This window comes from Rhodococcus sp. RS1C4 (assembly GCF_002258225.1).
GTDB lineage: Bacteria > Actinomycetota > Actinomycetes > Mycobacteriales > Mycobacteriaceae > Rhodococcoides > Rhodococcoides fascians_E.
In genome coordinates this window covers 16,874-43,505 of the sequence record NZ_NOXZ01000043.1, presented here as the reverse complement: position 1 = coordinate 43,505, position 26,632 = coordinate 16,874, and the positions used below count along the sequence as shown (strand labels likewise).

Annotated in this window: 4 protein-coding genes; 2 read left to right on the top strand and 2 right to left on the bottom strand. The window is 65.0% G+C overall.

Annotated elements, in window-relative coordinates:
- Both CH289_RS22310 and CH289_RS22305 read left to right on the top strand, forming a co-directional pair.
- The coding region (locus tag CH289_RS22310; protein WP_462052417.1) for a non-ribosomal peptide synthase/polyketide synthase at positions 1-23,404 on the top strand (23,404 nt) is incomplete at its 5' end.
- A gap of 85 nt (positions 23,405-23,489) precedes the next feature.
- The gene (locus CH289_RS22305) at positions 23,490-24,098 is read left to right on the top strand and encodes a hypothetical protein (RefSeq protein WP_037142231.1); all 609 of its coding nucleotides are present in this window, start codon (positions 23,490-23,492) and stop codon (positions 24,096-24,098) included.
- A 60-nt stretch (positions 24,099-24,158) separates the two neighbouring features.
- Here the strand turns inward: CH289_RS22305 and pabB are convergent, their stop codons facing one another.
- Complete coding sequence (gene pabB, locus CH289_RS22300) at positions 24,159-26,222, bottom strand: aminodeoxychorismate synthase component I (protein WP_033188866.1); 2,064 nt, start codon at positions 26,220-26,222, stop codon at positions 24,159-24,161.
- Between the two features lie 7 nt (positions 26,223-26,229).
- Positions 26,230-26,565 carry a chorismate mutase gene (locus tag CH289_RS22295; RefSeq protein WP_094728635.1) on the bottom strand — a complete coding sequence of 112 codons (336 nt, stop codon included), beginning with the start codon at positions 26,563-26,565 and terminating at the stop codon, positions 26,230-26,232.
- Between the last annotated feature and the right edge of the window lie 67 nt (positions 26,566-26,632).

Here is a 26,632-nt window from a genome sequence, read left to right as displayed (position 1 = left end):
GTTCGTGGCGGGTGTGTTGCCGTCGCATATGGTTCCGTCGGCGTTCGTTGTGTTGGAGTCGATTCCGTTGACTCCGGCGGGCAAGTTGGACCGACGCGCACTACCGTCTCCGACGCTGGCGTCGCACTCGGTGTTCCGTGCCCCACGGACGGACAACGAACGACGAGTGGCCGCGGTCTTCGCGGACCTGCTGGACTCGCCGAAGGTCGGCATCGACGACAGTTTCTTCGATCTCGGCGGAAACTCCTTGGTCGCAACACGATTGATCGCTCGGGTGAACGCCGATCTCGGTTCGTCTCTGCGGGTTCTCGATCTGTTCGAGGCGCCGACGGTCGTCGGGTTGACCGCTCGTGCCGAGGACACCGCCGGCTCGTCGAATCGTCCCGCGCTGGTTCGTGCGGAGCGGCCGGACGTGGTTCCGCTGTCGCTCGCCCAGCAACGGATGTGGTTCATCAACCAGTTCGACACGCAATCGGCTGCCTACAACATCCCACTGGCAGTGCGGTTGTCCGGTGCCGTGGACGTCGCGGCGCTCAGCGCAGCGGTGACGGACGTGGTCGAACGCCACGAGAGTCTTCGAACCGTGTTCCCGACGGTGGGCGAGCTTCCTCAGCAGGTAGTGCTCGACGCGGCCGACGTCGATCTGTCGCTGGACATGGTGTCCATCGACGAGAGCGCACTGGCCGGGCACGTGTCGTCCGACGCTGCACGCGGCTTCGACGTCACGACCGACATGCCGATCAGAGCTACGCTCTACCGGCTCGACGGTCGTGAGGATCGGCATGTGCTGGCCATCGTGGTGCATCACATCGCGGCCGACGGTGCCTCCATGGCGCCGCTCGCCTCCGATGTGATGATCGCGTACTCGTCCCGGGTGGCCGGTGAAGTTCCGGCCTGGGAACCGTTGGCAGTTCAGTACGCGGATTACTCGCTGTGGCAGCGCGGACTGCTGGGGTCGGAGTCCGACTCGGAATCCCTGATGTCCCGCCAGTTGGCGTATTGGTCCCGAGTACTGGCGGATGCGCCCGACGTTCTGCCGTTGCCTCTCGATCGACCGCGCCCCAGCACTCAATCCGTGGCGGGCGCAACGACGAGATTCGAGATTCCCGCGGAACTGCGGTCCGAGCTCGTGCGGCTGGGCGCCGCACACGACGCGACACCGTTCATGGTGTTCCATTCCGCACTGGCGCTCCTGTTGGCCAGGTTGAGTGGTACCGAGGACATCGTGGTGGGTACGCCGATCGCGGGTCGTGGTGAGGCCGGGTTGGATGCGTTGGTCGGTATGTTCGTGGGAACGCTGGTGTTGCGGACGGAGGTGTCGGCGCACCTGTCGTTCGTGGAGTTGTTGGCGGCGACGCGGGCAGCGGATCTGGCTGCGTTCGACAACACCGATGTGCCGTTCGAGCGGTTGGTGGACGAGTTCGCGCCGTCGCGGTCGACGGATCATTCTCCGTTGTTCCAGGTGTTGTTGGAGTTCCAGAACAATCAGCGGGCGCACCTCGAGCTACCCGATCTGACGGTGAACATCGAGGAAATCGACACCGACACCACCAAGTTCGATCTCCAGCTTCGGATCGACGAAGCAGCGGGGGAGAGCGGCACGTCGAGTGCGGCGTTCACGTACTCCACCGCCCTGTTCGACCCAGACACCATCGAGCGTTTCGTCGATCGTTTTCTCCGGTTGCTCGAGTCGATCACCCGTGCGCCGCAGGCGCCGCTTCGGGATCTCGACATCCTGTCGGTGTCCGAGCGTGACACCGTGCTCGCCGTATGGAACTCCACCGAGCACCGGCTCCCTCCCCAGGTCGGATCGGACCCGACGCTCGGCAGCTTGTTCGACCTGCAGGTCGCGCGAAGCCCGTACTCGATCGCGCTGGTGTTCGACGACGAGCACGTGACGTACCGCGAGCTGGACGAGCGTGCCAACCAGCTCGCACGTCACCTGGTGTCGCTGGGAGTCGGACCGGAATCGCATGTAGGACTGGCGATTCGACGGTCCACCGATCTGCTGGTCGGCATGTACGCCATCATGAAAGCCGGCGGCGCCTACGTACCGATCGACCCGGACCATCCCGTGGACCGATCCGCGTACGTCATCGACAGCGCGCAGCCCGTCTGCATCCTGACGACGAGCAGGGACTGGATCGACGTGTCGGTGGCCACTCCGGTCCTCGCCGTCGACCTGATCGATGTCTCGGACAGGGCGACGACTCCGCTGGGCTCGTCGGAGCGTCTCGGCGACATCACTGGCGCGAACACCGCCTACGTCATCTACACCTCCGGTTCGACGGGGCGGCCGAAGGGCGTGGCCGTCTCGCACGAGGCCATCGTCAACCGGCTGCTGTGGATGCAGGACCGGTACCGGCTCGAGCCGTCGGACAACGTCCTGCAGAAGACTCCGGCGAGCTTCGACGTCTCGGTGTGGGAGTTCTTCTGGCCGTTGCAGGTCGGCGCCAAACTGGTCATCGCAGCTCCCGACGGTCACCGTGATCCGGAGTATCTGTCGCGGGTGATTCTGCGTGAGAGGATCACCACCCTTCACTTCGTGCCGTCCATGCTCGCCGTTTTCGTCGACGGTGCGCACGCCGAGGACTGCGAGTCGCTGCGCTTGGTGTTCTGCAGCGGCGAGGCTTTGCCACCTGCGACGGTGGAGGCATTCGCTGCCTTCTCGGATGCGCAGTTGCACAACCTGTACGGTCCTACCGAAGCAGCGGTCGACGTGACGTCGTACCACTGCGTCTCGTCGGATCCGGTGTCGATTCCGATCGGTGCTCCGGTGTGGAACACGCGCACCTACGTCCTCGACGCGTCGTTGAAGCCTGCGCCGATCGGTGCACCGGGTGAGCTCTACCTGGCAGGTGTCCAACTCGCACGTGGTTACGTCGGTCGCGGTGATCTGACAGCCGATCGCTTCGTCGCCGATCCGTACGGTGAACCGGGCGAACGTCTCTACCGCACAGGTGATCTCGTGCGGTGGCGCGCCGACGGCAACCTCGAGTACATCGGCCGAACCGACTTCCAGGTGAAACTCCGCGGACTGCGAATCGAGTTGCCGGAAGTAGAATCGGCGCTGCTTCGCCACCCATCCGTCGCGCGCGCCGTGGCCGTCGTGCACCGCACCGTCTCCACGGGCGAGGCTCTGGTGGCCTACGTCGTGCCCGTGCGGGGAGCAACCGTCGACGCAGCCGAGTTGGCACGCGCCGTCGGCGAGTCCCTTCCGGCGTACATGGTGCCGTCGCTCGTGGTCGAACTGGCCGAGTTCCCGCTGAACTCCAGCGGAAAGCTCGACCGGAAAGCCTTGCCGGACCCGGTGTTCACGCTGACCGACGACGAGATCGTCGCACCGTCGAATCCGGTCGAGGAGATCATCGTCGGAGAGTTCGTCGCGCTTCTGGGCGGAGAACCCATCGGCGTCACCCAGAACTTCTTCGCCGTCGGTGGCAACTCTCTCGTCGCGATGCGAGCCGTGGCGCGCATCAACTCGGCTCTCGGATCGAGCCTGACCGTTCGCGATCTGTTCGACTCGCCGACCGTGCGTTCGCTGGCTGCGGCCGTCGAATCGCAGGGCTACCGGACCGACCCGAAGCCGGCACTGGTTCCAGTGGAGCGACCGGCGTCCATCCCGGTTTCTCTTGCACAGCAGCGTATGTGGTTCATCAACCAGTACGACACATCGTCCGCTGCGTACAACGTGGCCTTCGCGATGAGGCTGACCGGCCGGCTCGATACCACCGCACTGCGCAGTGCACTGGGTGACGTCGTCGACCGCCACGAGGCCTTGCGGACCGTCTTCCCTCTGACCGACGAGGGTCCCGTCCAGTCGATTCTGGAATCGCACCAGGCGCTGCCCGATCTGACTCCGATCCCGGCCGAGTCCGAGGACGATGTCCTTCGCCTCGTCACCGAGGTCGCATCCGAAGGATTCGACGTTGCCAGAAGTGTCCCCGTCCGAGCTCGACTGATCGAGGTCGGACCGGAGGATCACGTGCTCGCGTTCGTCGTGCACCACATCTCCTCCGACGGATTCTCGACCGGTCCGCTCGCTCGGGATCTGATCGTTGCCTACAGCGCGCGTACCCAGGGCGAGGCGCCGACGACGTCGGCTCTGCCTGTGCAGTACGCGGATTACTCGCTGTGGCAGCGCGCCTTCCTGGGTGAGGAATCGGACACCGATTCCGTGATGAACAAGCAACTCGGCTTCTGGGTGGACACCTTGTCCGGAGCCCCGGATGTTCTGGACCTCCCGTCGGACCGTCCGCGTCCGGCCGAATCGTCCTTCCGCGGTGCGGCAGTGGAGTTCTCGATCGACTCCCAGGTCCACGCACGGATGACGGAGTTGGCCACGCTGCGCGATTCCAGCGTGTTCATGATCGTTCACGCGTCGCTCGCGGTGCTTCTGTCCGGCCTGTCCGCGTCGTCGGACATCTCGGTCGGTACACCGATCGCCGGTCGCGGTGACGCCGCACTCGACGATCTCGTCGGAATGTTCGTCAACACACTCGTTCTGCGGACCGAGATCGACGCCGCGCGGTCCTTCCGCGACCTGCTGGCCGATGTCAGGGCCACCGACCTCGCGGCGTTCACTCACTCGGACATTCCGTTCGAGCGCGTCGTCGATGCGCTCGATCCCGTCCGGTCCACCTCGCATACCCCGCTGTTCCAGGTGATGCTGGAATTCCAGCACACGGATCGCCCGAACATCACTTTGCCCGGGTTGAACGTCGAGGCAATGGATCTGGCGAACGACATCGCCAATTTCGATCTGCAACTGACCGTGTCCGAGCGCTTCGACGCGTCCGGACAGGCTGCCGGTATCGAGGCCTCCTTCCGGTACGCCACCGACCTGTTCGAGGCTGCCACCGTCGACACGTTCGCGCACCGATTCGTTCGAATCGTGGACGCGGTCACCTCGGACTCCGGCGTTGCCGTCGGCGACATCGACATACTGTCCGCGGACGAACTCGACGCGCTGACGCCCGTTCGCGGCGCCACGCCGATGCCACCTCGGCTGTTGCCCGAACTGCTGGCGGACTCCGTCGCGTCCGCAGGCGAGTCGGCCCATGCGCTCGATGTCGACAACGGGGTCATGACGTACGGGGAGTTGGACGCTCGGTCCTCCCGACTGGCTCGTCTGATCGTCGACCACGGTGTCGGCCCCGGTGACGTGGTTGCGCTCGCACTTCCGCGTGGCGTCGACTCCATCGTCGCCATCTGGGCCACGGCGAAGGCCGGAGCGGCGTTCCTGCCTGTCGACCCGACGTACCCAGCAGACCGAATCACGCACATGATCACCGATTCGGGTGCTGCGCTGGGACTGACGACGCTCGCCGACAACTCCGCACTGGCGGCGTTGTCCGACCGTGTCGTCTGGGTGGTTCTCGACGACCCGCGCTTCCAGCACGTGACGTCCACGTTCTCGACCTCAGCGATCACCGACGCCGAGCGTGTGGAGCCGCTGCGAATCGACGACGCTGCGTATCTGATCTACACCTCAGGGTCGACAGGTGTGCCCAAGGGCGTGGTGGTGACCCACCGCGGTCTGGCCAACCTCGCCGCGGAAGAACGTTCACGGTTCGAGGTGGAGCCGGGATCGCGTACGTTGGCGTTCGCCTCACCCAGTTTCGATGCGTCCGTCCTGGAGTTCGTACTTGCGTTCGGTGCCGGCGCGACAATGGTGATCGCACCGTCCGGGATGTACGGCGGCCCGGACCTGTCGAACTTGATGCGCGACAAGCACGTGACCCATGCCTTCGTCACTCCTGCGGCGCTGGCAACGGTCGACCACACGGAGTTGCCGGAACTGCGCGTCATCGCAACCGGCGGCGACGCATGCCCGCCGGAGTTGGTGTCCAGGTGGGCGCCCGGCCGGAAGATGTTCAACGCGTACGGACCGACCGAGGCCACCATCTTCTCGTCGATCAGCAACGAGCTCGCCCCCGGCGGCGTCGTGGACATCGGTTCTCCGACAATCGGTTTCGCCGAGGTCGTACTCGATTCTCGTTTGCGGCCGGTGCCTGTCGGTGTACCGGGTGAGCTGTATCTTGCCGGTCCGGCTCTCGCCCGCGGTTACCACGGTCGACTTCCGCTGACGGCCGAGCGCTTCGTGGCGGATCCCTACGGTGAACCGGGGAGCCGGATGTATCGGACCGGCGACGTCGTTCGCTGGAACCGGGCCGGTGCACTGGAGTTCGTCGGTCGCAGTGACTCGCAGGTCAAGGTGCGCGGTTTCCGCATCGAACTCGGCGAGATCGACGCGGCAGTCGGTGCGCACGACGGTGTCGACTTCGCGACGACAGCCGGCGTCAAGGGACCGGCCGGCAACACCATCCTGGTGACCTGGTTCGTCGCCGCGGAGTCCGCGTCGCCGACTGTCGATGCGGCGATCCTGCGCGAGCACGTCGCCGCGGTGTTGCCCGCCCACATGGTCCCCACCGCGTTCGTTCGGCTGGAGTCGATTCCGCTGACCCCTGCGGGCAAACTCGACCGCCGTGCGCTTCCCGAGCCCACGTTCGACGGTCCGGCCGACATCGGCCGAGCGGCGGACACCGCGATCGAGAAGCTGCTGGCTGGACTCTTCGCCGAAGTTCTCGGCCTCGAGCAGGTCGGTGTCGACGATTCGTTCTTCGCTCTCGGCGGAGACAGCATCATGTCCATCCAGTTGGTGTCGCGGGCCAAGGCAGCAGGCCTCGTCCTGTCGCCGCGGGATGTGTTCGAACGCAAGACGGTTGCCGCACTCGCCGAGGTCGCGTCGTCCGCGGACGGCGACTCGGTCACGGTGCTGGAAGAACTTCCGGGCGGCGGCGTGGGTGACGTGCCGCTCACGCCCATCACCCAGTGGATGATCGACCGGACGCACGTGTTCGACCGCCACACACAGACGGCGCTGCTGACCTTGCCGGACGACATCGATCGATCCGCACTGGAAGCGACCGTACAGTCGGTGCTCGATCATCACGACATGCTGCGTGCGCGCCTTCGTCACGAGGACGAGCACTGGAGCATGGACGTGCAGCCCATCGGCTCCGTCGCGGCTGCCGCGGTGGTTCACCATGTCTCGGTCGGCTCGAGCACCGGTGACGAGTTCTCCTCGGTCGCCTCGGCCGAGCTCGAACGCGCAGCAGCACGTCTGGCCCCGGCGAGCGGCTCCATGATCCAGTTCGTCTGGTTCGAAGCCGCCGACAAGTCCGGACGACTGTTGATCGTCGCGCATCACCTCGTCGTCGACGGCGTGTCGTGGCGTGTATTGGTTCCCGACCTCGCCACGGCATGGGCACAGCTCGAGGCCGGTGAGGCGATAAGCCTGCTTCCCGTCGGTACGTCGATGCGGCGTTGGGCTCACGGTCTCGCCGACGCGGCGGAGTCCCGCCGGGGCGAGCTGGCGTTGTGGAAGGACACACTGTCCGGGGACGATCCGCTGGTCGGTTCGCGAGCGCTCGACCCGGAAATCGACGTGTACGCCACGGTCGATCACGTCGAGGTCGAGCTGTCGGCCGACGTGACCGAGGCATTGCTGACATCCGTTCCGGAAGTGTTCCACGGCAGCGTCAACGATGGTTTGATGGCCGGTCTCGCGCTGGCCGTCGGCGCGTGGCGACGTGCACGAGGTATCGAGACCCAGGATTCGCTCGTCTCGCTCGAGGCCCACGGACGCGAGGACCACATCGTCCCCGGCGCGGACCTGTCTCGTACCGTCGGATGGTTCACCACCATCTATCCGGTTCGAATCGATCTGCGCGGCATCGATGTCGACGACGCGATGAGCGGCGGTTCGTCGGCCGGCGCGTTGATCAAATCCGTGAAGGAACGACTTCTCGGAATTCCGGACCACGGCATCGGCTTCGGTATGCTCCGCTACCTGGACGACGAGTCGCGAAACGTACTGGCACCCTTGACGTCGCCGCAGATCAGCTTCAACTATCTCGGACGGTACGGCGCGGGAATTCCCGAGAATCTTCGCGGCGTGGGCTGGCTCCCGGTCGAGGACGACAGAATCGGCGATGTCCAGAACCAGGATCTACCGGTCTCGGCCGCCTTGGACATCAACGCAGTCACCACCAGCGGAGAGCGCGGTGACGCCCTCCGCGCCACGTTCGCGTACCCGTCGGGAGTGCTCGAACGAGACGACGTCGAACAGTTGACGACCCTGTGGGTGAACGCTCTGACGAGCATCGCCCGGCACGCGCGCAGTGCAGGCGCTGGTGGGTTCACCCCGTCGGACCTCGATCTCGTTGCGCTGCCGCAGAGTTCGATCGTCGACATCGAGAAGCGGTATCCGACGTTGACCGACATCTGGTCGATGTCTCCGTTGCAATCGGGCATGCTCTTCCATGCCGAGCTGTCCGATCAGACGGTCGACGCCTACATCGTCCAACTCGTCATCGAACTCGGCGGCTCGGTCGATGCGGACCGGTTGCATCGGTCCGCTCAGGTTGTGCTCGATCGCCATGCCAACCTCAGGTCGGCCTTCGTTCACGACCTCGACGGCAACGCCCTGCAGGTCGTTCAGCGAAGCGTCGACGTTCCGTGGTCGGACATCGACCTGCGGGACGTGCCAGCAGAGGGCAAGGACGCCGAGCTCGATCGCATCCTCGCCGCCGACCGCGCAACCCGATTCAACATGGCCGACGCACCGCTGCTGCGGTTCACGTTCGTCCAGGTCGCCGAAGGACAGTGGCGACTCGTGCTGACCAACCACCACATCCTGATCGACGGTTGGTCGACGCCGCTCGTCATCCGCGAGCTGCTGACTCTGTACGCGACGGACGGCGACGACGCGGTGCTCCCTCGGGTGCCCGCTTACCGCGATTATCTGGCGTGGATGAACAGGCGCGACGGCGAAGCCGGTCGTCAGGCCTGGATCTCGGCGCTCGAGGGACTGTCCGAGCCGACTCTCCTGACCCCGGTCGAGAGCCGGCGACAGGAATCGACCCGAGCCGGTCGTGCGCTGACGTCGTTCGACGCGGCGGACACCACTGCGCTCCGCGTGTTCGCTCGGGACCGTGGTGTCACGATCAACACCCTGGTACAGGCAGCGTGGGGCACAGTGCTCGCGACGCTGACCGGACGCACCGACGTCCTGTTCGGCGCGACCGTGTCCGGGCGGCCGCCGGAGATCAACGACATCGAATCGATGATCGGCCTGTTCATCAACACTCTCCCGGTTCGAGTGACGCTCGATCCGCGGGAGTCGTTGAGCGAGTTCGTCATCCGTCTGCAGAACGAGCAGGCAGGTCTGCTCGACCACCACTACCTCGGTCTCACCGAGATCCAGCGGGCCGTCGGTCCAGTGGTCGCCTTCGACACACTGACGGTGTTCGAGTCGTACCCCGTCGACCGCGGTGGACTGTCCGACGAGACCGACATCGCAGGGCTGCGTGTGTCGGGAATCGTCGACGGCAGCGACACCGCGCAGTATCCGCTCACGTTGGTCGCGATGGCCGACGATCGACTGCACGTCGAAGCGAAGTACCTGCCCGAGGTGTTCGAGCAGGATGCCGTGGAGACCATTCTCGGCAGGATCGTGGCCGTCCTGGACGCGTTCGCGACCCAGCCGGAACTACCTGTCGGGCAGCTGCAACTGTTGTCCGAGTCCGAGCGTGACCTTTTGATCCCGGTACACGGCGCGCAATCCGTTGCCGGACGACTGTTGTCCGACGTCTTCGCCGACGCCGTGAACACAGCCGTCGGCACCGGCGGTGTCGACGCGATCGCCGTGGTCGCGGGCAACGAATCCGTGACGTATCAGGAACTGGACGCGCGATCCTCGCGAGTTGCCGACGTGCTGCGCTCGCGCGGTGTCCGCCCGGGCACCTATGTGGCGGTGGGACTGCAGCGTTCCATCGAGTACGTCGTCTCGGTATGGGCTGTGGCGAAGGCCGGTGGAGCGTTTCTCCCCGTCGATCCGTCGTATCCGCAGGATCGCATCGAACACATGTTGACCGACTCCTCGGCACCGGTGGGTATCTCGGTGGCTCGGTACACCGACGTGCTGACCGAAGCGGGGCGGGAGGTCGACTGGATCGTCCTCGACGAGATCGACTGGTCTGCATCCGAGTCGACTTCTGTGGCAGTCGACGGTCGACGGCCGGACAGCCGGGCAGTTCCGTCGCTGGACGATGCGGCGTATCTGATCTACACCTCGGGATCGACAGGTGTGCCGAAGGGCGTGGTGGTCACGCACCGCGGTATCGCCGATCTCGCCGAGGAGGAGCGGACCCGCTTCCGGGTCACCACCGACTCGCGTGTGCTCGCCTTCGCGTCGACGAGCTTCGATGCGTCGGTGCTCGAGATGGTGTTGGCGTTCTGTGGCGGCGCAACCATGGTCATCGCGCCGACCGACGTCTACGGCGGCGTCGAGCTCGCAGCGGTGCTGGCCGAGAAATCGGTGACCCATGCGTTCGTGACTCCTGCTGCGTTGGCGTCGGTTGATCCATCGGGTCTGGACGATCTGCAGGTCGTGGTGACGGGCGGCGACGCCGCCGGTTCCGAGTTGGTGGAACGGTGGGCCCCGGGCCGCGATCTGTTCAATGCCTACGGACCGACGGAAGCGACCGTGTTCGCGTCGCTCGGTACACCCATGCGTCCAGGTGCACCCATCGATATCGGCTCACCGGTGCGCGGATTCTCGGTTGTCGTTCTCGACTCCATGCTGCGGCCTGTTCCGGTGGGTGTGGTGGGTGAGTTGTATTTGTCGGGTCCTGGTGTGGCTCGTGGTTATCATGATCGTTTTTCGTTGACGGCGGAGCGGTTCGTTGCGGCGCCGTTCGGTGGTGGTGTGCGGATGTATCGCACGGGTGATGTGGTGCGGTGGTCCGGTTCGGGTGTGTTGGAGTATGTGGGTCGTAGTGATTTTCAGGTGAAGGTGCGTGGTTTCCGGATCGAGTTGGGTGAGATCGATTCGGTGGTGGTGGGTCATGGTGATGTGGATTTCGTGACGACGGTGGGTGTGGATGGTCCGTCGGGTGCGACGGTGTTGGTGTCGTATGTGTTGCCGGTGGTGGGTGCAGTTGTGGATGTGGAGGGTTTGCGGGAGTTCGTGGCGGGTGTGTTGCCGTCGCATATGGTTCCGTCGGCGTTCGTTGTGTTGGAGTCGATTCCGTTGACTCCGGCGGGCAAGTTGGACCGACGCGCGCTACCCGTCCCCGACCTGTCGCGTGGGGCAGAGCATCGCGATCCGACGACGGATACCGAGCGAGCGATAGCGGACGTGTTCGCCGAGGTTCTCGGGCTGGACTCCGTCGGTGTCGACGACAACTTCTTCGATCTCGGTGGTGACTCGCTCAGTGCCACCAGGGTCACTTCGCGGGTGAACTCTGCCCTGGGCAGTTCGGTGACTGTGCGTGCGCTCTTCGAATCACCCACCGTCGCAACGTTGTCGCTGCGAGCGCAGTCCGACGAATCCGCCGCGGATCGACCCCCGTTGGTGCCTGCGGTGCGCCCGGAGATCGTGCCGTTGTCGCAAGCACAGCAGCGGATGTGGTTCATCAACCAGTTCGACACGAAGTCGGCTGCCTACAACATCCCACTCGCGGTGCGCTTGACCGGACATCTCGATGTCGAAGCGCTCGGGGCAGCGGTCTCGGATGTGGTTGCGCGGCACGAGAGTCTGCGTACGACGTTCCCGATGGCGGGTGAGCGGCCGAGGCAGCACATCCACTCGGTCCCCGACGACCGTTTCGTCCTCGATGTCCTCGATGTCGTCGACGTGGACGCGGGCGATCTGACGGCACGGATCATGGCGGATGCATCCCACGGGTTCGACGTCACGACCGACATGCCGTTCCGTGCCTCGCTGTACCGGCTCGACGGTCGTGAAGACCAGCATGTGTTGGCCATCGTCGTGCATCACATCGCGGCCGACGGTGCCTCCATGGCGCCGCTCGCCTCGGATGTGATGATCGCGTACTCGGCGCGGGTGGCAGGTTCTGCCCCTGTCCGCGAACCTCTCGCGGTGCAGTACGCCGATTACGCACTGTGGCAACAGGCTCTTCTGGGTGACGAGTCCGACTCGGCGTCACTGGCCGCACGCCAACTGGCCTTCTGGGCGCGCACGCTGGCGGACGTACCCGAGGTTCTGCCGCTGCCGATCGACAGGCCACGGCCGAACCAGCAGTCGCTTCGCGGTGCCTCGGTACCGTTCCATCTCTCGTCCGACACCCACGCCGCGCTGACCGAGATCAGCCGGCGCAGTGGGGCAACGATGTTCATGACCGTCCACGCAGTCTGGTCCGCTCTGTTGGCCAGGTTGAGTGGTACCGAGGACATCGTGGTGGGTACGCCGATCGCGGGTCGTGGTGAGGCCGGGTTGGATGCGTTGGTCGGTATGTTCGTGGGGACGTTGGTGTTGCGGACGGAGGTGTCGGCGCACCTGTCGTTCGTGGAGTTGTTGGCGGCGACGCGGGCGGCAGATCTGGCTGCGTTCGACAACACCGATGTGCCGTTCGAGCGGTTGGTGGACGAGTTCGCGCCGTCGCGGTCGACGGATCATTCTCCGTTGTTCCAGGTGTTGTTGGAGTTCCAGAACAATGAGCGGGCGCACCTCGAGCTACCCGATCTCGTCGTCGACGGAGTCGACATCGATGCAGGCATCGCGAAGTTCGATCTGCAGTTGACCGTGTCCGAGAACTTCGACGACGACGGCGTTCCCTCCGGCATCGACATGGCGTTCACGTACGCCACCGATCTGTTCGAGGAGTCGACGGTTCGGGAGTTCGTCCGACGGTTCTCGATGCTCGTCGACGGCGTGACTGCTGCCCCCGACCGCGCCATCGGCGATGTCGACATACTGACGGACGACGAAGTTCACGCGCTCACGGTGGACTGGAATCACGAGGGATCGACTCCGTCGAACGACACTCTGGCGCAGCGTTTCGAAGCGTCGGCTGCACGGTTCCCGGATAACACTGCGGTGGTGTTCGGCAGTCGCCGCTACACCTACGCCGAGCTGGACGGGCGGTCCAATCAGCTTGCCCGTCACCTCGTGTCGCGAGGAGTCGGTCCGGAAACCCTGGTCGCGGTGGCGATGCCGCGCAACGCCGAACTGGTCGTCGTCCTGCTCGCGGTCCTCAAGGCAGGCGGCGGTTACCTGCCGGTGGACGTGACCTATCCGGCCGACCGGTTGGCGTTCATGCTCGAGGACGCTCGGCCGGTCTGTGTGGTGTCCACGATCGCCGATGTCACGGCAGTGCCGACCGACGAACTGACGACCGTTCTGCTCGACGATCCGTCCGTGGTCGAGGTGCTCGACGGTCTCGACTCGGGTCCGCTGACGCCGGACGAAGTCGGCGGACTCGTCGACGCGGAGTCGATCGCCTACGTCATCTACACCTCGGGCAGTACGGGCCGTCCCAAGGGCGTGCAGGTTGCGCACTCCACGGTGGCCACGCTGTTCGAGAACACCGTCGACTTGTTCGAGTTCGACGAGACCGATGTGTGGACGATGTTCCACTCCTACGCCTTCGACTTCTCGGTGTGGGAGCTGTGGGGGCCACTGCTCTACGGCGGCACCCTCGTGGTCGTCGACTACTACACCGCTCGGTCGCCGGAGTTGTTCCGAGAGTTGCTCGTTGCCGAACAGGTCACGGTTCTGAATCAGACCCCGACGGCGTTCTACCAGTTCGCCGAGGCAGACCGTGTCGCGCCTGCAGATTCCGCAGGACTTGCGTTGCGGTACATCGTCTTCGGCGGTGAAGCGCTCGACCTCGGTCAGCTCGGCCGGTGGTACGCACGCCACCCGGAGAACGCTCCGACGTTGGTGAACATGTACGGAATCACCGAGACCACCGTGCACGTGAGCCACCTTGCGCTGACCGAGCAGTTCGCTGCCTCGGCGTCGGCGAGCGTCATCGGCCAGGCGATCCCCGGGCTCTCGGTGTCGGTCCGCGACAACAGGTTGCGGCTCGTTCCGCCTGGAGTGACCGGCGAGATGTACGTCTCGGGTGGCCAGCTGTCCCGGGGATACCTCGGACGCGCCGGACTGTCGGCAACGCGTTTCGTCGCCGACCCGGACGACACCGACGGCGCACGGATGTACCGAACGGGCGACACCGCTCGATGGAACCGCGAAGGTCGGCTCGAATACCTCGGTCGTAGTGACATGCAGGTCCAACTGCACGGGTTCCGTATCGAGCTCGGCGAGATCGAATCGGCTCTGCTCGGAGTCGACGGAGTTGCGCAGTCCGTGGTCTCGGTGCGCGACGACGGGGCCGGTGATCGACTGGTCGGATACGTCGTACCCGAGGCCGGGCGCACGCTCGACGTCGCAGGTGTTCTCGACGACGTCGCCTCGTCGTTGACGTCGTACATGGTGCCTGCGGCACTCGTCGTGCTGGCGGAGCTCCCGCTGACCGCGAACGGAAAGCTCGACCGCAAAGCGCTACCCGCGCCGGACTTCTCGTCTCGGGTCACTCAGAGCCGGGCACCCGCGTCCGAGATCGAACACAGCCTGGCCGCGCTGTTCGCCGAGGTGCTCGGGCTGGACACCGTCGGCGTCGACGACTCGTTCTTCGCTCTCGGCGGAGACAGCATCATGTCGATTCAGCTCGTGTCTCGCGCCAAGGCAGCAGGTCTCGTCATCGCCCCCCGCGACGTGTTCGAGCGCAAGACCGTCGCCGGTCTCGCCGAGGTGGTGGCACTCGTCGGCGACGCCGACGTCGTCGTGCTGGAGGAACTGCCAGGAGGAGGCGTCGGAGATCTACCTCTGACTCCGATCGTGCAGTGGATGCTCGAGCGGAGCGAGGAGTTCGGTCGATACACCCAGACTGCACTTCTGCAGCTGCCGAAGTCCATCGACCGGTCGACTCTCGAGAGCACGGTCCAGGCGATTCTCGATACCCACGATATGCTCAGGGCACAGCTGTATCGCGACGACAACGGCGTGTGGACCGAGACGGTCGCGGCCGTGGGCTCGGTCTCGGCCTCCTCGGTGCTCCACCATGTGACGGTCGACGACGTGTCCGGCGACGCCTTCTCGGCACAGGCTGCTGCGGAACTGGATCAGGCAGCGGACCGACTCGATCCGTCGACCGGCCGCATGATCCAGATGGTCTGGTTCGAATCTCCCAGCGGTGCGGGCCGCTTGCTCGTCGTCGCACACCACCTGGTGATCGACGGTGTCTCGTGGAGAATTCTGGTTCCGGATCTCGCGTCGGCGTGGTCTCAGGTAGTAGCGGGGGACCAGCCGGCACTTGCTCCCACCGGCACGTCGATGCGTCGCTGGGCAACCGGACTGGTCGACGTCGCCGCCGAGCGCACCGACGAACTCGCGTTGTGGACGTCGATCCTCGACGGACCCGATCCGCTGATCGGAGCTCGTGCGCTCGACCCCACAGTGGACGTCGACGCTACGGTCGAACGCATCAGGGCGTCGTTGCCGGTCACCGTCACCGAGCGCTTGCTCACCACAGTCCCGGAGAAGTTCCACGGAAGCGTCGGCGACGGTCTGCTCGCGGGCCTCGCACTGGCGTTGATCGCCTGGCGCAACGAACGCGGCGCCGATGGCGACACGCCGCTGAGCGATGCGTTGTTGAGCCTGGAAGGGCACGGACGCGAGGACGGCGTCGTACCCGGTGCCGATCTCGGCCGCACGATGGGATGGTTCACCACGATCTTCCCGGTCCGCCTCGACCTGAACGGAATCGACGTCGCCGACGCCTTTGCCGGAGGGTCGGCTGCGGGCGAGGCGATCAAGGCCGTCAAGGAACAGTTGCTGGCCAGCCCGGACCACGGCATCGGGTTCGGTATGGCGCGGTACCTCACCGACGAAGGCCGGGCCGCGCTGGCCGGATTCCCGAAGCCTCAGGTCAGCTTCAACTACCTGGGTCGATTCGCCACGGGCAGTTCCGAGGGAATGGACGACGTCGGCTGGATCCCGGTGTCCGACACCACGCTCGGCGATGCACAGAATCCCGACATGCCGGTGCCGGCGCTGCTGGACATCAACGCGGTCACCAACACCACCGACCAAGGTCCGGTACTGGACGCGACGTTCGCGTTCCCGTCCGGCGTCCTCACCGCACCCGAGGTCGATCGCCTGGTGGAACTGTGGGTGGAGGCACTGACAGCACTGACCACTCACGCCGACGCGCCCGAAGCCGGCGGGTACACACCGTCCGACCTCGAGCTCGTCGACATCGATCAGCCGACGATCAGCGCTCTGGAAAATCGATTCCCGGATCTCGACGATGTCTGGTCGATGTCTCCGCTGCAGTCCGGGCTCCTGTTCCACGCGAGACTCGCAGGTGAGGTCGCCGCGGATGTCGCACTGGAGGTCGATACGGGCGTCGACGCCTACATGGTGCAGCTCGGACTCGAGCTTCGCGGCGTCGTGGATGCGGATCGTATGAAAGCCGCGGCACAGACGTTGCTCGACCGGCATGCGAACCTGCGAACAGCGTTCGTGCACAACTCGAACGGTGATTCGGTGCAGGTTGTACAGACGGGGATCCACGTGCCGTGGTCGCACGTGGACCTGTCGGGTACGCCGGATCCCGACGCAGCGCTCGACTCGGTGCTCCGGCAGGACCGCGCACGCAGGTTCGCGCTGGATCACGCTCCGCTGCTTCGGTTCACGCTGATCACGAAATCCGTCGGTGCGGACGGCACGGGGGAGTGGCGCTTGCTGCTCACCAACCACCACATCCTGCTCGACGGCTGGTCCACGCCGCTGCTGATCAAGGAACTGCTGACGTTGTACGCGACGGCCGGCGACGATTCGATGTTGCCCCGCGTTCCCGCGTACCGCGATTACCTGAGCTGGATGCGGCGCCGGGATGCAGCCGCATCCAAGGCGGAGTGGGTTCGGGCATTGTCCGGTGTCGAGGAACCGACCTTGCTGGCCGACGCGGATCGCGGGCGGAAGCTCGAGGCCGTGTCCGTCGAATCGACGCAATCGCTGTCGAAGGAGACCACCGCTGCCCTGCGGGATCTGGCAGCGCACCGCGGCGCGACGCTCAACACCATCGTGCAGAGCGCATGGGGCGTCGTACTGGCGGCACTGACCGGTCGTGACGATGTCGTCTTCGGGGCGACTGTCTCGGGTCGACCACCGGAGATCCCCGGTATCGAATCGATGATCGGTTTGTTCATCAACACACTGCCGGTGCGCATCTCGCTCGATCCGGCCGAAGCCGTCGGAGATCTCGTCGACCGGGTACAGGTGGAACAAGCGAGCCTGCTCGATCACCACTACCTCGGCTTGACCGATATCCAGAGGGCCGCCGGAAACGGTGTCTCGTTCGACACCCTGACGGTCTTCGAGTCGTACCCGGTGGACAAAGCCGGGCTGTCGGAGGACACCGACATCGCCGGGCTGAAGGTTGCCGACGTTCTCGGTACGGATGCAGCGCACTACCCGTTGACACTCGTCGCGTCCGTGGACGACAGGTTGCACCTGAAGGTCAAGTACCTGCCCGAGCTCTTCACTGCCGACGACGTCGAGCGGATCATCGCGCGTATTTCTCGGGTTCTGCACGCCGTCGTCGAGAACGACAGAACGCCGCTGGCCCGTATCGACCTGCTGGCCGAGTCCGAGCGCGCTGCCCTCGCACCGGTCCACGGACCTCGGGGACGTTCCACCGTCCTCCTCGGTCACATCTTCGAGAACGCAGCGAAGAAGTCCGCCGGCCGGGTCGCGTTGCGGTTCGGTACCGAATCGCTCGGCTACGACGAACTGGACAGCCGTTCCACTCGCCTCGCTCGGCTGCTGCTGCAGCGCGGCGTATCCGCCGAGTCGTTCGTCGCGCTCGGTCTTCCACGCTCGATCGAATCGGTCGTCGCTGTCTGGGCCGTCGCCAAGACAGGTGCAGCGTTCGTTCCGGTCGACCCGGGATATCCGCGGGATCGCATCGAACACATGGTGACCGACTCGGGCGCCCAGTTCGGACTGACGATCGCCGACAGGCTCGGGGACCTCCCGAAAACTGTCGCCGACGGCATGCCCTGGATCGTGCTCGACGATCCAGCGACCGACGCCGAGCTGCAGGCCATGCCTGCCGAACCGCTGGCGGAACACGAACGTGTCGCCGGCCTCGGGGTCGACAGCACCGCCTACGCCATCTACACCTCGGGCTCGACGGGTCTGCCCAAGGGCGTCGTGGTGACGCACTCCGGTCTGGAGAACTTCGCGCACGAACAGGCCGAGCGATACTCGGTCACGCCCGAGTCGAGAACTCTGCACGTGTCGTCGCCGAGCTTCGACGCGTCGGTGCTCGAATATCTGCTGGCCTTCGGTGCCGGAGCAACGATGGTCATCGTGCCGCCGACGGTCTACGGCGGCGAGGAACTGCACCGAATCCTGTCCGACGAAGCCGTGACGCACGCGTTCATCACTCCGTCGGCGCTGGCGTCGGTCGATCCCGGTGGCCTGGAGACGTTCGCTCACGTGGTCGTCGGCGGTGAGGCCGTACCGGCAGAACTGGTGTCCAAGTGGGCCCCGGGACGCAAGCTCTACAACGGGTACGGCCCGACCGAAGCCACCATCATGTCCAACATCAGTGATCCACTGGACGCGTCGGCTGCTCTGACGATCGGTGGTCCGATCCGAGGCGTCCACGAGGTCGTGCTCGACAGCAGGCTGCAACCGGTACCCGTGGGCGTGACAGGTGAGCTGTATCTGGCCGGCGTCGGTCTCGCCCGGGGATACCACGACCGTCCGGCTCTGAGTGCGGAGCGTTTCGTGGCCGATCCGTTCGGTGCTCCCGGTGAGCGGATGTACCGCACGGGCGACCTCGTCCGCTGGAGGAGTGGAGCCGGCGGAACGACCATGGACTCGAGTGCAGTCGGCGGAACGACCATGGACTCGAGTGGAGCCGGCGGGAGTTACACGATCGAGTATGTCGGGCGGAGTGACTTCCAGGTCAAGGTGCGCGGCTTCCGCATCGAGCTCGGTGAGATCGACGCGGTGCTCGCCACGCATCCGGCTGTCGATTTCGTTGCGACGATCGGCGCCGAATCACCGTCCGGTGCCACCGTTCTGGTTGCGTACGTCCGTGCGTCGACATCGGGTTCGACGCTCGATCACGGTGAGCTGACGGCGCACGCGTCCGAGCGGCTACCGGGGCACATGGTGCCGTCTGCGTTCGTTCAGCTCGACGACATCCCGCTGACTCCGGTCGGCAAGCTGGATCGGCGCGCGCTGCCGACGCCCGAGTTCGATTCCGAAGGTGTGGATTTCGTCGCACCTCGGACGGACGCCGAGGCATCGGTGGCCGAGGTGTTCGCCGAGATCCTCGGAGCAGACCGCGTGGGTGCGCTGGACAACTTCTTCGATCGCGGTGGTGACTCGCTGTCTGCGACTCGGGTGATTGCCCGTGTCAATGCCGAATTCGGGACTCGGATCGGCGTGCGCAGCATTTTCGAGGCTCCGACCGTGGCGGGACTCGCCGGCCTCGTTGCCGGATCGGCGGGAGATTCCGGCGGACGTCCGGTCTTGCGGTCCGTCGAGCGGCCTGAGGCGGTACCGCTGTCGCTGGCCCAGCAGCGCATGTGGTTCATCAACCGGTTCGATCCGGCCTCGCCCGCATACAACGTTCCTCTGGTCGTGAAACTCACCGGGTCGTTGGACGAGTCCGCGCTAGGAGCAGCTGTCGCGGACGTACTCGAGCGGCACGAGTCGCTGCGTACGACGTTCCCGAACGTCGGGCGGTCGCCCGTACAGGTGATTCACTCCGCCGCGGAGGTCATCCCCGAGGTGACGGTCGAATCGGTGCGTGACAACGAACTGGTCGACGCGCTCGGTCGCTTCGCGGGCCGCGGGTTCGACGTCACGACGGAAATCCCGATTCGTCTGGCGCTCTATCGAACCGGCGAGGACTCCCATGTGCTCGCCGTGGTCGTGCACCACATCGCGGCGGACGGAGCTTCGATGGCACCGCTCGCACGCGACGTCATGGTCGCGTACTCGTCGAGGACGGCGGGTTCGGCACCGGCGTGGAGTCCCCTCGAAGTGCAGTACGCCGACTACACGCTGTGGCAGCGAGAACTGCTCGGCTCCGAGGACGACGAGAACAGCGTCGCCGCACAGCAACTCGGATTCTGGCGAACCGCCCTGCGCGGTACACCTGATCTGCTGCCCTTGCCCACCGACCGTCCACGTCCGACCAACCAGGACTTCCGCGGTGGGCGCGTCAAGTTCGACATCGATGCAGATCTGCATCGTCGGGTGGTGGAGTTCTCCCGTGACCGCGGTGCGACCATGTTCATGGTCGTGCACAGTGCGTTCGCGGCGACACTGGCCAGGCTCAGCGGAATCGACGACATCGCGATCACCACACCGGTCGCCGGTCGCGGTGAGGCGGCGCTGGACGACCTCGTCGGCATGTTCGTGAACACTCTGGTCCTGCGCACGGTCGTCGACGGTGCGGAGTCCTTCGAGTCGTTGCTCGGCCGTGTCGTCGAGTCGGACCTCGAAGCGTTCGGCCACACGGAGATTCCGTTCGAGCGTGTCGTGGAAGTCCTCAACCCGACTCGGTCCACGTCGTACGCTCCGCTGTCGCAGGTTGCGCTGTCGTTCCAGAACAACACAGCTGCACGGTTGGACCTACCGGAGCTGACCGTCGAAGGCGTCGATTTCGATGTGCCGGTTGCCAAGCAGGACCTTCAGTTGCTGCTGGCGGAGACGTTCGTCGACGCCGGCGAACCCGCCGGTATCGACGGTGCATTCGACTTCGCGACGTCGCTGTTCGACGCTGCGACAGTTCAGACGTTCGCGGACAGATTCGTTCGTATCCTGCGCGCTGCCGTGTCGGCACCGTCCGCACCGATCGGGGATGCCGACGTGCTCGGCGAACACGAGCATCCGGCCCTCGCGCCGGCCAGGGGCGAGGCGGGCGGTCCGTTCCGGACGTGGCCGATGATTCTCGCCGACGCTGCCGCCGCGAACCCGGACGGTATCGCCGTCGAGTACGGCGACGTCGAATTGTCCTACCGCCAGTTGGACGAGTGGTCGACCCGTATCGCGCGGATGCTCATCGATTTCGGTGTCGGGCCGGAGACGTTCGTTGCGCTGGCTCTGCCGAGGTCGATCGAGTCCATTCTGTCCATCTGGTCCGTCGCGAAGACGGGTGCCGCGTTCCTTCCCGTCGACCCGAACTACCCGTCGGATCGCATCGCGCACATGCTCGACGATTCCCGTGCGCCGATCGGACTGACCGTAGGAGACCACCGAGATTCCCTGCCGGACAGCATCACCTGGCTCGTGGTGGACGACGAGGATTTCGCCGCCGACATCAAGCGGTACCCGACCTCGCCGGTGACCGACGCGGACAGGGTCACTCCGCTTCACCTCGACAACCCCGCATACCTGATCTACACGTCGGGATCGACCGGTCGACCGAAGGGCGTCGCGGTGCGGCACCGAGGCCTGGCGAACCTCGAGGACGAGGTCACGTTGCGTTTCCACCCGACGCAGCACTCCAGGATCTCGCACATCGCGTCCCCGAGTTTCGACGCATCGATCTACGAGTTGACGATGGCGTTCGGCGTGGGCGCCACCATGGTGATCGTTCCTCCCGGTGTCTTCGGCGGCGACGACCTGGCCGATCTGCTGGAGCGCTCGCGGGTGACGCACGCCTTCCTCACGCCGGCTGCGCTCGCGTCGATCGACCCCACGCGCCTCGGCGATGTCGGCGTCCTGGCGGTCGGTGGCGAAGCGTGCACTCCGGAACTGGTGGCACGGTGGGCACCGGGCCGAATGATGTTCAACGGCTACGGACCGACGGAAACGACGATCCAGGCCAGCGTCGGCGGCCCGCTCGTACCGGGACGGACGATCGACGTGGGCAGCCCGGCGATCGGGTTCCGCTTCCTCGTGCTCGACGCCAGACTTCGGCCGGTGCCGGCGGGCGTCGCGGGTGAGTTGTACATCGCCGGACCGGGAACGGCCCGCGGTTACGTGGAGAGGTTCGCCTTGACGGCGGAACGGTTCGTTGCCGACCCGTACGGCGAAGCGGGCGAACGCATGTACCGGACCGGCGATGTCGTGCGGTGGGTGAGCTCGGCGCACGGAGACGAATCGGGTGAACTGAAGATCGAGTTCGTCGGTCGCAGTGACTTCCAGGTCAAGGTCCGTGGCTTCCGGATCGAACTGGGTGAGATCGACTCGGTGCTCACCGACCACCCTGCGCTGAACTTCGCTGCGACGATCGGGCACACCGCGCCGTCGGGCGACACGGTGCTCGTGTCGTACGTTCGAACGATCTCCGGGGTCGAGGTCGGGTCCGTCGAGGTCACCGAACACGTGGCGACGGTTCTTCCCCGACACATGGTTCCGACGGCAATCGTCTTCCTCGACGAGATTCCGCTGACGCCCGTCGGCAAGCTCGACCGCCGTGCGTTGCCGGTGCCGGAGCTGACGGCGTCCACCGTGCCGTACCGCGCGCCGTCGACCGCAACCGAACAGGCGGTCGTGGATGTGTTCGCCGACGTCCTCGGTGTCGAGCGCGTCGGAGTCGACGACAACTTCTTCGACCTCGGCGGTACGTCACTCGTCGCAACCCGAGTGGTACCGGCGTTGGAATCTGCGACCGGTGTGAGGGTTCCGCTGCAGGCACTGTTCCTCGATCCGACGCCGGCCGGACTTGCGGCGCGGGTGGACAGCAGCGAGGACACGGCTGGGGCGGGCTTGAACAGCGCATTCGGTGTGGTCGTACCTCTCCGCGCAGAAGGCAGCGGAGACCCGCTGTTCTGCATCCATCCCGGAATCGGGTTGTCGTGGGGGTATTCGGGAATCGTCCGGCACCTCGCCGACGATCGACCGGTGTACGGCCTGCAGCTGCCGAGTATCACCGAGGGAGGGTCGTTCGATTCGATCCAGGCGCTGGCAGCTCGGTACGCGCAGGAGATCCGTCGGGTCCGTCCCGCCGGTCCGTACAACCTGCTCGGTTGGTCTCTCGGCGGTGCTGTCGCCCATGCGGTGGCGGTCGAGCTCCGGCGGGGCGGAGCGGATGTCGATTCGTTGACCATCATGGACAGCTACGTCGAGTCCGGTGACGACACTCCTCAGGGGAAGCTCAGCGTCGAGGAACTACTCGAGGGGCTCGGACTCGACCTGCCGACCGTCGCGTCGGATGGGCCGCTGACCTACGAGGGCGCTGTCGAATTGTTGTCGGCGTCGTTCGGACAGGACACCGGTCTGACCCCGGAGCACCTCGAGCGCATCAACGACGGTTTTGCCAATTCGACGTCGATCATGAGTCGTTTCGTGCCCGACGTCTTCGACGGGAATGTCTTGTTCTTCGCGGCAGGTCGCGGGTCGGGTGACGGGGTCGACCGCGATCCAGCGGTATGGAATGCATTCATCGAAGGAGAACTTGAAATCAGGACGATCGATTGTGCTCACAATCAAATGATCGAACCCGAAGTTCTTTCCGAAGTCGGCAATGTTCTGGAGAATTATCTGGCGAAATAGAGTGCTTTTCTCTTCTGAAATGGACGACCGAGGAATACTATTGGGCGTCCGGTAACAGTGGTTCGACTACGGTCTGGGGATACCTGTGAAACGAAGGAAATCAGTTGCGACGACGGCGGCGACCGTTCTCGCGGTTGCGTCGGTGGCAATCGCTGTCGGCGGTGGCACCGCGAATGCGGACCCCACCGAATCCGTGGGCTACGAAACGTCCGTCACGACGGATGGATCCGTCAGCACAATCCTCGACGCAGGCGCTTTCCGTATCGACAGCAGTGACAATTCGGTGGACGTCGTGGGTAACTCCGGGACGGTTCTCGCGAGTCTGCCGCTGACGTACTCCGTGAACGGCGCGACCTATTCGATCGCCCCAGCAGTGGTGGGGGACAGGCAATTGCTTCTGACCCCGCAGCCGGCGTCGTTGATCAACGACGCAGCAGGACCGGTCAGCAAGCAAGCCGCGTTCGACAACATGATCAATCAGATCGTGATCGGATACACCGGCGGCGGAGCAGTCGGAACCGCAGTCGGCGCCGGCCTCGGCTTTGCAATCGGTTGCGTGTCGATCTTCCCGAACTTCATTGCCGGGTGCATCATCGGTACCGCCATCGGCGTCGTTGCCGGAACCATCATCGGCACCGTCAACGCAAACCCGAATGTGCAGCCCGCGGTGTTCGAGTACTTCACGACACCGTAGTTTCCTTGGGCCGACATGGTCGGCCGGGCATCGGATCTCCGTGGGAGGACCGGGCCGGCGTCACTCGCCGGAACGGTCCTCCTTTTTCGTGCCGTGCGCGAGCGCGCGACGCATCGACACCGCCTTGACCATCGTCTCCTGGAATTCCTCTTCCGGATCCGACAGGGCGACTATTGCGCCGCCGACACCGAACGTCACCTCGTGTTCGGTGGAGACGATCGTCCTGATGACAATCGAGAAGTCGGCCGAACCGGTCAACGAGAAATAGCCGATCGCACCGGAATAAACTCCGCGTGGCCCGTCTTCGAGCTTGTCGATGATCGCCATGGTCCGAATCTTGGGTGCACCCGTCATCGAGCCACCCGGGAAAGCAGCGCTGATGCAGTCCACCGCGGATGCGTCGTCGCGTAGCCGTCCACGCACGGTCGAGACCAGTTGATGTACCGGGGCGTAGGTCTCGACGTCGAACAGCTTGGGCACGTGGACCGAACCCGGCACGCAGACCTGCGCCAGGTCGTTACGAACCAGGTCGACGATCATCAGGTTCTCGGCCTTGTCCTTCTCGTTGCCGACCAGGTCGGTCCGGAGAAGCTCGTCCTGTTCGGGAGTGCTGCCTCGCGGGCGGGTTCCCTTGATGGGCTTGGACTCGACCACGCGGTCGGCGTCGATTCGCAGGAACCGCTCGGGAGAGGCACTCGCGACCGACAGATCGTCGAAACCGAGGAACGCGCTGTACGGAGTCGGATTGATCTCTCGCAGATACGTGTACGTTTCCAGGGCATCGATGGGACCAGGAAGAGTCGCGACGTTCGTCAGGCACACCTCGTAGGTCTCACCGGACGTGATGTCCGCAAGACACTGCTCGATGAGCCCGAGGTACTTCTCCCTGTCGTGCCGAAGGTGAAGTGCCGTCTCGAATTCCGGTGCAAGCAACGGAACAGGCTCGGGTTCGGCGCTCTCGATCTCCTCACCGAGCGAACCCAAGGCGTCGGCGACGGTCTGGAACCAGGCAGACGTCGTCGCGTCGCCGTACTCGGTCACGAGTGCCAGTGCGTGACAGTTGCCGGCCTCGTGGTCGAACACCAGCGCGCGATCTGCGAAGACCATCGATGCATCCGGTGTTGCGGAGGTGTGTACCAGTTGACCGCCGACGTCGGCTTTCAACTCGTACCCGAGATAGCCGATGTACCCCAGACCGAACGCGAAGGGCAGGTCGTGGAGAGCAGGTACGGCACGCTGTTTCAACTGGCCGTTCAGGTAGTCGAAGAAGGTCGACTCGAACGACTCCGTCGACCCATCGGGCCGGTGTACGTCCACCCGACGCTCGGCCACGCGGTACGTGAGGTATTCCGCGAGGGGGCCCGAGCAGTCACCCATGATGGTGAACCGTGAATCCGGCTCGACTGCAGAACTTCCGTCCAGCCAGAACGCGTTGGGGCCGGTCGCGTACAGAAGCTCGAAGACACGCCGTGTGTCGAAAGCTCCTTCGATGCAGCGGCTTTCGATCGAGTATCGAGACCGTGGGGGAGCAGCGGGAGCGTGCATGGTCTCGCGAGTGAGGTCGCGGAAGTTGGACAGTAGTTCGCGTCCGTACTCGGTGCTGATCGACTCCGGATGGAACTGCACGCCCCACATGGGACGGGACGTGTGACGGACGGCCATGACCAGGCCATCGTCGGTCCACGCGCACGCCTCGAGCTCGTCGGGCAGGGAGGTGGCCGTCAAGGAGTGATAACGCACGACCGAGTACGGCGACGGGATACCGGCGAACAGACCGCTTCCGTCGTGGGTGATGTCGGAGAGCCTGCCGTGCATGGGTGTCGGCGCCAGGTCGACCTCGCCGCCGAGAAGATGACACAACGCCTGGTGACCGAGACACACACCCAGAATAGGTAGATCGAGTTCGGTGATCGCTCGCGCGCTGATGCCGAGGTCGTGGGGTGTACTCGGACGGCCGGGTCCGGGGGAGACGACGACGTTGTCGAAATCGCCGAGCGGCAGGGAATTCCAGTCGACGTCGTTGCGTACGACGACAGGTTCGATCCCGTTGACCTCACACAGCAAGCTGTAGAGGTTGTAGGTGAACGAATCGTAATTGTCGATCAGGAGGGTTCGCACGGGCATGGTGTCATCACCGGCCACGTTCGCCGACGGACACATCCGCATCGATGCTCTCGCGGTCGTCGATGATGAGATCCTCCACCCGGCACGCTTCGCCGATCAGGAGATCGTAGACGGAGGTCAGGAAATCTTCCGACAACCCGTGCTCTCGGGCGAATGCGCGTGCGCGGTCCTGCACTACCCCGACACGACCGGGCTGCATCATCGGAATGTCGAACTCACGCTTGACCAACGCAACCCGCGAGCAGATTTCGATGCGGTGCTGAATGGACTCGAGAATACGAGCGTCGAGAGCATCGAGCTCACCGCGTAGCGATTCGAGTTGACTGCCGGGCTCGTCGGTCACGTGTAGTTGCCCCCTCGTTCAGCAGTCCGGAACTGCGACTGTTTCGTGTATTCGCTCGATTGTTGAT